The organism is Nonomuraea zeae, from assembly GCF_005889725.1.
In the GTDB taxonomy this organism is placed as follows: Bacteria; Actinomycetota; Actinomycetes; order Streptosporangiales; family Streptosporangiaceae; genus Nonomuraea; species Nonomuraea zeae.
The window spans coordinates 62,323-71,958 of record NZ_VCKX01000028.1 but is presented as its reverse complement, the minus strand read 5'-3'; the positions used below and the strand labels follow the sequence as shown (position 1 = coordinate 71,958).

General features: G+C 68.5%; 5 protein-coding genes. 3 read left to right on the top strand and 2 right to left on the bottom strand.

Annotated elements, in window-relative coordinates; translation table 11 throughout:
* Both ETD85_RS63040 and ETD85_RS12270 read left to right on the top strand, forming a co-directional pair.
* The coding region (locus ETD85_RS63040; protein WP_170246641.1) for a hypothetical protein at window positions 1-5,696 on the top strand (5,696 nt) is incomplete at its 5' end.
* A 265-nt stretch (window positions 5,697-5,961) separates the two neighbouring features.
* Window positions 5,962-6,414, top strand: coding sequence for a hypothetical protein (locus tag ETD85_RS12270; protein WP_138689789.1), 453 nt, complete (start codon window positions 5,962-5,964; stop codon window positions 6,412-6,414).
* On the opposite strand, the gene ETD85_RS12265 is transcribed toward ETD85_RS12270, so the two are convergent.
* Both ETD85_RS12265 and ETD85_RS12260 read right to left on the bottom strand, forming a co-directional pair.
* Entirely contained in the window at window positions 6,411-7,691 is a 1,281-nt protein-coding gene (locus ETD85_RS12265; RefSeq protein ID WP_138689788.1) for a hypothetical protein, read from the bottom strand. The two genes, ETD85_RS12270 and ETD85_RS12265, sit on opposite strands and share 4 nt — an antisense overlap.
* 2 nt (window positions 7,692-7,693) lie before the next feature.
* Window positions 7,694-8,077 carry a hypothetical protein gene (locus tag ETD85_RS12260; RefSeq protein WP_138689787.1) on the bottom strand — a complete coding sequence of 128 codons (384 nt, stop codon included), beginning with the start codon at window positions 8,075-8,077 and terminating at the stop codon, window positions 7,694-7,696.
* A gap of 114 nt (window positions 8,078-8,191) precedes the next feature.
* Between ETD85_RS12260 and eccB the strand changes: the two genes are divergently transcribed.
* Complete coding sequence (eccB, locus tag ETD85_RS12255; protein ID WP_138689786.1) at window positions 8,192-9,622, top strand: type VII secretion protein EccB; 1,431 nt, start codon at window positions 8,192-8,194, stop codon at window positions 9,620-9,622.
* Window positions 9,623-9,636: the final 14 nt, after the last annotated feature.

Genomic DNA, 9,636 nt, shown 5'->3' with positions numbered 1-9,636 from the left:
ACCCCCGGCCCATCCCCGCGCCCGAGAACTTCGCCGTCGAGACCACGCGCGTAAAGGGACTCGCCCAGGCCGTCGAGCAGCGCCTGAGGGACGAGCTAGGCGTCAAGCTCAGCCGTGCCGACTCCAGGACTCTCGCCCGGCTGTTGTCGGGGAACTTCAGGAACGGCCACTTCAAGCACATGACCGCCGAGGACGGGCACCTGGTGATCCCGCTGCTGATGGGCAGCGGAGAGGTGGTGCACATCCACGTCGGGGCGGTGCTGTCCGAACCCGTCGTGATCGCCACCGGTCAGGCGGAGACCGAGATCGGCCAGATTGACCGCAGGCAGTGGACGACCAAGGCGAGCGCGAGCCGCTCCCGGCTGCTCCCGACCACGCTCTCCGCCGGCAGCAACAACCAGAACACCTGGTTCTCGGCCATAAGCCCGTCCTGGGTCCCGTCCTGGGTCAAGTTCGGCTCGGCGGGCTCCTACCGGAACCAGGCCGGCGACGCCTCGTCGGTCAGCGGCGGCAACCGGGACGAGACCACCGTCTCGGAGAAGGCCGACGGCAGCTCGGTCACCTTCCGGGTCGACTACAACGTGCGCTTCGAGGTCTGGTCTGATCCGGACACCGGCCTGAAGCCGTCGCGCACCATTCCGGCGCAGCACATCGCGACGGGCAGCGCTGACCTGATCCTGTTCGACAATGCCCTGCAGACGGCCGAGAACCAGGCCGAAAGCCCGCGGGCGGTCGATCCCGCCGGCGAGCGGCCGGTGCAGAACGTGCCCGCGCGGCCTTCCTCGCTGGCCGAGCTGCACGCCCGCCCGGACGTCAACGACCTGGCCGGGCTGGCCAGGGTCCTCGCCGACCAGTCGGGCCGGATCAACCTGGACGCCGACCTGCCCGGTCCGCCGTACGGACAGCTCAGGCAGGCGCAACTGCTGGCACGCGAGGCCGGCGCGGACGTTCAGATCACCATCCACCCCCGGCACGGCGGACCACAGACCTACATCGCCACGCCCGGTGGCCTGCTGCACGCGCAGGGGCACGACGGAGGCTTCGGGCCGCGTTTCGCCGGCCTGCCGTCTCTCCTGATCGCGATGGCCGACCAGCACAGGATCGACCTGCACGGGCTCCACGAGCGGACCAAGGCGGACGAGGAGAGCCTCGCCGAGCGGCTGAGGCACGAACTGAACAGGCGCGCCATCCCCATGCCCGCGGCACCGGCGCCGGGCCGGCCGGTGCAGACCACGCCCGATGACACGGGCGGCCCCCACGGGAGCGACTCCACCCACGGCTCCCCCGATCCCGACTCCGGATTCGTCCCGGACGGCCGGACCGGCCTGGACGACCTCACCGACGCCGAGGCCAGGGAGTCCTTCATCCGGGAGACGATGCTCTCGGACTTCGGCGAGGCCATCACCGAGATCACGTGGGGGCCGGGCGGGCAGCTGATCGTCCATCACACGACGCTGGGTGAGCTGCACTTCACGGTCCAGGTCGGCCCGGTCGAGGGCGGCTACCTCGGCGAGACCAGCGTACGAGGGGTCGCAGGCAGCTCTGACGACCCCCACATCATGACGCTGGCGCCCCGTGTCGCCCGCGACCAGGTGGCACGGCTCGTGCTGCACGAGATCAGCGACGTCATCCAGTACCGGCTCGAAGGTGAGCACACGGGTTCGCCGGAGGAGGCCAGGCGCAACGAGTGCATCACCGCCCGCCGCAACGAGCTTCGCTTCCTGGGACGAAAGCACCGTGCGGCCCTGGCGACAGGCGACACCGCGGCCGCGGAGAAGCTGGCGGGTGAGATCGCCGCGGTCGAACGCGATCTCGCCGCACGCACGCGCCCGTCCGGTTCCATCGACGACCTGATCAACTGGGCGGAGTCCGAGGAGCAGGCGGCCCTGGACATCCTGGGCGAACCGGATCCTGTCGGCGCGAATGTCTCCATAGTCACGTTGAGCGACGAGTCTCCCGCGCTGTTGCTCGAGCACTCCACCCGCCGGGAGAGGGACCTGCAACTGCTGGTGACCCGGCTCGCGGGGCGCCTGGGGCTGGTCGATCGCGCCTCGGCGGCCGGTGACCGACATATCCTGATCGATTTCACGCCCGCCGACGCCTCGCCCGGCTTCCTCGGTACGCGCGAAGCGGTGCTGGCCGGCTACCTCATCGCCCTGGCGGACATGACACCACTCGTCGCCAGGCCCGCTCTCCATGTGCTCGCGGGAGGCAGGCCGCTCCTGGAGCTGTTCCTGCGGGCAGACGCCTCCGGCCAGCGCGACTGGGGAAGCAACCCGCTGACCTGGTCGGACGTTCAGAAGCTTGGGACCATGCTCGAGGCCGCACGCGCCGACTTCGCCCAGATAGGCGCGCTGTCCGATTTCGAGCGCATCATGGACAGGCACCGGCTCATCGCCGCGAACGCGGCCGGGACGGAAGACGTGGTCACCGCCGCACCGGGCCAGCACCTGGCCATGGCCGTCGTCGAACGGGTCGCGGCCATGGACGAGGACCTGGGCCGGCTGAAGGCCAATCTCCGGCACGGCATTGCGTCGCAGCGGCAGTCAGCGCTGGGTCCCGTGGTCACGTTCGCCGACGGATCGCACGCTCTCCAGATCCCCAGAAGACAGGCCACCGAGGTCCTCGTCCGCGCGCTCGTCCGGCGGGCGCTCGGCCTCCCCGGCCCGGCGGTGCACCTCGACCAGCACGGGCGTGTCTACCGGACGCTCGGCAGCGACCGGTTGCGGGCGAGTGCGGCCACGGGCATCGACCACGTGATCGACGGGTCTCCGCAGCCCAACGGCACGACCACCGTGGTCTTCGGTGACGGCCGGCAGGCCCTGCGTCACGTATTCCCGACCTCCGCGGCGGCAAATGAGTACGAGGCCAGGCTGGAAGAATCAAACGACGTCACCGATGGACAGCCTCGCTCGTACCGGGCCGATTCGTACACCATCTACGAAGAGATCGTCGCCTCCCAGGAGCACACCGCCGAGACGGAGGCCCGCCTGGCCACCCGGGCGCTTTACACCTTTCTGAGCCTGAGTCGGCCAATGGCCCACGAGACGCTGAAACGGCTGCTCGACGTCAACCCGCTCCTGGTCCAGTTCGGCCAAGCCTTCGACTGGGACTTCCGGGCGGGCGCGCCGGTGCTGTCGGAGCGTGACGTCACGGACCTCGCCGCCAGGTTCGAAGCGCTCCGAGACGCCTTCTCCAGGCAGGGCCTGAGCGATCCGCTTGAGCGAATATTGGGCACTTTGCGGTCGTTCGTCGGTTCCGACGACGCCAGGCTGATCTCGCTGACGTTCTCCGAGGCACTCACGACCGCCGGGCGCAGCACACCGGAGTGGCAGCCTTCACCGCAACCAGGTCCCATCCTGGGCGATCTCCTGCAGGGCGACCACCTGCATCAGGTGAACGTCCGGCTCCAGACCGACGTGATCTCCCGGGCCGACGCCGAACTGGCGGAGCGGCCGCGCGCCGAAGGCCACGTTTTCGCCTGGGTGCCGGACGGCGTGATCCCAGCGGACATCCGGCCCGGCTCCGAGTTCACGGTGGAAACCCTGCTCGACGGCGTGGACAACATCGACCTGCTGAGCAACGGCGCGAATGGTGTGCGGGTGACCATCTTGGCCTCCGACTACGTGCCGGTCGCCGACCTGTCAGGCAATCCGCATCAGGCTCTGTTCAGAGCCGGTGCCCGCTTCGCCGTGACGGCCATGTTGACCGGCGACGACGGCCGGCCTCACTACTTCCTCATCCAGCAGCCCCTCAACCGAACAGGGCCGGTGATCACGCCCACGATCGGACTTACTCCGGCCCGGGCCCGGCATCTCGCGCACGACGCCCGCACGGCGGTGAGCAAAACGGCGACGGGGGTGCGCATCCATGGCGACGGGCATGAGGCGCTGCATCCCGCACCACGCGCCGTCCCCGGTGTCGGAATTGTGCAAGGCCGCTTCTCGGAGCACGGAACGTGGATCAATGGCCGGTTCGTCACGACCGAGGAAGTCGCGGCGCTGCTTCTGAACAGCCCCGGCCTGCAGCCGGACCAAGCGATCCTGCTGGCCGACCCGGACGGCGGAACAACGGCCTTCGCGCGGAACCTCGCCGAGCTCACGGGCCGGATCGTGATAGCCGCCGACGGCCCGGTGGAGACGACGGCACAGGGCAATCTTCAGGTAGGCGCTACATACCGGTCATCGCCTGCGTTCCATATCTTCCTGCCCGGCGACTCCTCGGTCGCGGTCGCCGAGCTGCTCAGGACCTGGCTCGCCCCCGAGGTGGCGCCTGCCGTCCCGCTTGCCGGGGCGCCCGGCTCCACCAGCTCGCTCCACGTGGACGCCGCGCTTTCTCGATCGCTGGACGAGAGTGCCGGTCGGGCTTCCGCGCCTGCGCTGACCAGCCGGCATCGCAACCTGATACTGGAGCATCGTCGCGAAGTCGTATCGGGCATCTGGTACCGCGACGAGAACACCCCGGTAATGCCCACGGCCGATCCGCGCCTGCTCCGGCTCACGCCCGGCATCATCGACGTCGCGATAGCCGGCGACGGCACGAGCTTCCTCATCGGTTCCGAACGGCTCAGCGCGGCCGACCTGGCCACCATGCTCGCCCACGATCCGCGCGTGATCGGCCACCCGAGCGCGAAGCTGCGCATCCTGGGCGGTGAGACGGCACGCAACCAGGCGGTGCTGCAGGAGCTCGCCGACCTCACCGGCCGCTCGGTGCTCGCCGCCGACCAGATCGTCTACATCGGCGCCGACAGGCAACCGCACACCGCGGCCATCCAGCTGTACGGCTCAGACGGGCGACCGTTCTTGCCACCCGGCGGCGACGACCAGTGGCCTCAGGCCAATCCCGCCGTGCCGGCGACCCGGCCCGCCGCGCCGGCCGCGGTTCGGTCACAGGCGATCGCTCCTCGACGCGGCCTGCCCCCTGACCTCGTGGAAGCCGCGGTGGCAGCCGATCCAGCAAGCTGGCGGCCCTTGGGCAGCGGTGAGGACGGCCGCGTGGACGTGCTCGTCCTGGCGGACGGCACCCTCGTCGCACGGAAGATCATGGTTCGTGGCCGGCGGGCGGAGATCCTCGGATCCATAGTGGGGCAGCGCCTCGGCGCCAACGTCCCGGTCGTCGTCGCGCACCCGGCAGACCGCCACGCCATCCTCATGGAGTACGTCCCCGGCTCGCCTCCGCCGAGAGGAACGAACCTGAACTCGAGACGTGGCGCCATGCTGCTCGAACTGCTCGACATCCTGATCATCAACAATGACCGGCACAAGGGCAACCTCATCGTCACCGATGACGGCGTCATGGGCATCGACCACGGACGCGCCTTCGAGCTCGGCGCCGGCGGCAAGGCCCGGCTCGAACCCATCCACCTCTACGGCAACTTCCTCGAGCTAGGAGCCGGCGACACATTTCACTGGACCGGCAACCCGCTGAGCCGTCAGGACGTGGAGCTCCTCACGGAAATCGTCATGTCGCTGCGTCCCGACTATCAGGAGTACGGCTTCCATACCGCCTACGACGTGGCGCTGGACCGGCTTTACCACATCGGGATGCACGCCACGGGCCGGATCTCGCTGATCGCCCCGGCGGCGTCGGCTCCCGGCCCGGTCCAGCACCACTTCGAGGACCGCGACGAGGTCGCCAGGGACTCGGACCGGCGACCGGCACCCGATGAGGACCTGGATCGGTCGAGTCCCACATGACGCACGACGCGAACGATTGGAGCGCGGGGGCAGAATGCGGCATCCTGTTCGCGATCACCCAGTGGCGGCCGATCCCAGACGAGGGACGATGGTGAGCGAGATGAGCGCGACCGATCTCGGTGGAGCTTCGGAGTTCGGCCGTGAGAGTCAAATGAGAACGCTCAAGGTGGTGGAGGTCGGCTCGGACCGAGTCCTCGGCACACTGACGCGAGATGGGAACCGGCTGGAGTTCAGTTCGGACGATGTCCAGTCCATGTTCGAGACGATGGCCGCTTCGCGAGAGTGGACGTCGGCCGAGGCGTTCGACAGGCTGCGCGGCTGGAGCAACGGCTATGTGGAGATCGTTCCGAAGATCTCGGTGGCCAGGGTCTTCGACGGGGTCAGGGACGGCGTACCGTACTTCCTGCCCGGCCACCCGCGAGTGCACGACCCGCGGCTGGCCGGTTACCTGAAGGCCGGTGCCGCCATCCTGTCGACGGCGAGCACCGAGCTCGATCACCTCGACCCGGCACGTGGCGCGGTGGTGCCGCTCAGCTTCCGGACCGACGGCACCTGGGTCTGGACGGACACCGTCACCTACTACCTGGAAGAGCACGGCATCCGTCCGGATGAGGAGCTCTGCGCGCACATCGCCGCGCAGGGATTCCGGTGCCCGGCGGTGGATCAAGCCGTCGCCGAGCAGACGCTGCGGGAGCTGCGCCGGTCTTCTTCCAGCTAGCCGATCTTGTCGGAGACGGCGCCGTCCGTGTCGGTGCCCCAGACGTCGTCGTCCTCGTGCAGCCAGGTGCTGTTCTCCTTGTCCTCCGACTCCTCGGCGCCCGTCCCTGCGCCCGCCATCGGCATGAACGGTATGCCGCTGCCGGACACGGAGGCCGACCGGGCATTGAGCGGGAGGCCGCCCAAGCCGGTCAGGTTGCCTCCGGGGCCGGTCCCGGAGCCGGTGCCCGGCGTGTAGTAGGGCGAACCGCCGTTCGGCATGGAGGTGGCGGAGTTCGGATCCCAGTTGACCGGGCGCTGAAAGTCCTCAAGTGTGGTCCGCGAGTCGGGGGCGTTCAGTCCGCTGGTGTCCGGTCTTGCGGCTCCGGCGGTGAGGGTCGGGTCGGCGCCAGCCGGATCGGCACCTTGCGGGCCGGCGGCGTTCTGGCCGCCGTCGGGGTAGGTCCCGTCCGGGTAGCGGCCGTCTGCACCGATATCGCTCGGGTCGGCGCCACCGTCGGGATAGGTTCCGTCAGGGTAGGCGCCGGCGGGGTCCTGCGACCCGTCGGGGAAGCCGGACGAGTCCGAGCCGATGGACGGAGTGTCGCCGATGCCCTCGATACCGGGGCTCTGCAGTTCGCCGCCCGGTCCCTTGAGAGTGCGCGGATCGATCTGGGGACCTTCGAAATCATCGTCCGTCTGCAGGTCGGGGACGGGAAGATCGGGAGGCTTGAGGGCGGGCACGACCTTGGTGATCGTGTACGGCCACTGCTCGTAGAACTTGAGCAGATCGTTGTTGATCAGCCGCAGATGCTGGCCGGCCAGCTCATCCGCCGAGCCCCACTCGGTTCCCGCGTTCATCGTCTCGTACCAGCCGGGCATGCTGTCGTCGAAGGTGGTGCCGTTGTCGCTCCACGCCTCGGACTTGTTCTCCACGAACGCCTGGTGCTCCCGGAGCCTCTTGCCGAGTGTCTCCAACGGCAGACCGACCGCCTTGAATTTCTCCGACAGCTCCCGGATGGTGGCGTGCAGGGTGCGCAGCGCCTGCTGCGACTCCACCGACGAGGGGCCCTCCCAGACCTTGGCCATCGCGGTCGCCTCGAACACCAGGGCGTCGTTCAGCGAGGCGAGCAGCTTAGAGGCGGCAAGATAGGACGCGGCGGCGCGCTCCACGGCCTCCACCTGGAGGTACTTGATGAAGTTCTTGATCTCGGCGACGCTACGGCCGTCGTCGTTGACAGAGAAGGGCACGCTTCCGTAGAGGCGGAGCTGGTGGTCCGCCTTTAGGTCTTCAGCCATCTCTAGCTCTCGTTCACCGTGTTCGCACGCGTGTAGTTGCCCGCGCCCGCGTCGATCAGCAGAACCGCGATCGAGAGCGTGTCGTTGACCTCTTTGTAGACTTTGGCCAACTCCTCGTGGCTCTGCCTCAGCGCCCTGGCGAAGCTTCTGCCGCCCTCCCAGTTCTTAACCTGCTCGAGTTGCTGGGCGAACATGTCCAACGTCCAGCCTTGCCGCTCTACATCGGGATAGCACCCGAGAGCGCTGCCATTAACTTCGCGCAGCCAGCCCTGCAGAATGTTGGCGACGTTGCCGAGTTCGACAGGACTGTATTCGACGCCGTCCCTGTCGGCCACCAGACCGGGCCAGCTCTGCTCCAGACGCCAGCCATTTTCTGTCGATGCCATGACACCCTCCACATCCAGTTGATCACGAGCGTACTTGGGTCGTGCTTTGCCGTACAGATATTGGACATTTATCCACGACAAATTACCTGGGAAACATGGATAACATTGGGCACTATGCAGACCCGCAAGGATCTCTACCAGGCGCACAAGCTGATGACCCAGCGCCTGGGCTTGGCACTGCTCCAGGGCGAGCCCGACTTACCCGAGTCGCCGATGCGGCGATACAACGTGGCAACGTTCGCGGGCATCCTGCTCGTGGTGCTGATCACGGCCGGGTTCGGGATCTGGGGCATGCTCAGCCCCGGAGGAGCCACCAAGCTCAAAGAGGCGGGCCAGTTGCTCGTCGAGGAAGAGACCGGCGCCTCCTACATCTACAACCAGGGAGACGGCAAGCTGCAACCGGTGGCGAACTACGTCTCCGCCAGGCTGCTGCTGGACAGCCAGGAGATCAAGGTCCGTACGGTGTCGGCCGAATCGCTGGCCGGCTTCGCCAGGGGGCAGAAGATCGGCATCTCAGGCGCGCCGGACTCGCTGCCCAAGCCGGAGAAGATGGTCAAATCGCCGTGGACGGTCTGCGTGACCGAGCAGACGGACGCGACAGGCGTACACCAGTCATACGTCACGCTGCTGGGCGGACTCGACATCGGTGGCACGCCGGTGGGCGGTGACGCACTGGTCGTCGACGACGGGCAGCAGAACTGGGTGCTGTGGAACAACTCTCGCATGCGCGTCCAGAACGTCCGCCGGCTCACCGACCAGACGCCGCGCAAGGTGCCGCTGTCCTGGGTGAACGCCATCCCCACCGGGCCAGACTTCGTCGCGCCGAAGATCGCGCAGCAGGGCAAGCGGGTGGCGGGCCCCGGCGGCTCCTCCGCGCGAGTGGGGCAGGTCTTCACGCTGGCCCCCATCGCGGGCGAGCCCGAACGCTGGTACGTGCTGCTCGCCGACGGTCTCGCGCCCATCAGCCAGACACAGGCGATGCTCCTGCTGCAGGATCCAGAAAGCAAGATCGCTTATGGCAAGGGCCGCGTGCGCCGGCTCGCCGTCGACGCGGCCATGGTCAACGCCGCCGAAGCCTCGGCTCAGCCGATCCTGGGCGGCGGGCTGCCGCTCACCATGCCACGCTTCCGCACGCCGGAGACGTCCGCGCCCCTGTGCGCGGTGTACGCCGACACGATCACCGGCTCGGTCCGGGCACAGCTGACCACCGGAGCGAAGCTGACCATCCCGAAGCCGCCGAACAGCGGTGGGCCCGACCTGGTGGACCAGGTACTGCTGCCCCCGGGCAGTGCGGCCCTGGCCGGCCATCTGCCCGGAGCCGGGCAGGTGGCCGCGATCAACGAGTACTCACTCATCACCGACCAGGGCAGGCGGTTCCGGCTGGCCTCCGCCGACGTCGTGGGCCAGTTGGGCTATGACGCCGCCCAGGTCACACCGTTGCCCGCGCATCTGCTGCGCCTGATTCCCGAGGGCCCGCTCCTGGACCCCGCCGCCGCACGGCTGCCCGTCACGGAGGTCTCCGCCAACCGCCTCACCGGCGGGTGAGCCTGCCCGCCGAG

Excerpts from the sequence above, each read along its gene's own strand:
- ETD85_RS12270 (WP_138689789.1), top strand. The coding sequence starts at position 5,962 with ATGGCCGCTTCGCGAGAGTGGACGTCGGCCGAGGCGTTCGACAGGCTG.
- ETD85_RS12265 (WP_138689788.1), bottom strand. The coding sequence starts at position 7,691 with ATGGCTGAAGACCTAAAGGCGGACCACCAGCTCCGCCTCTACGGAAGC.
- ETD85_RS12260 (WP_138689787.1), bottom strand. The coding sequence starts at position 8,077 with ATGGCATCGACAGAAAATGGCTGGCGTCTGGAGCAGAGCTGGCCCGGT.
- eccB (WP_138689786.1), top strand. The coding sequence starts at position 8,192 with ATGCAGACCCGCAAGGATCTCTACCAGGCGCACAAGCTGATGACCCAG.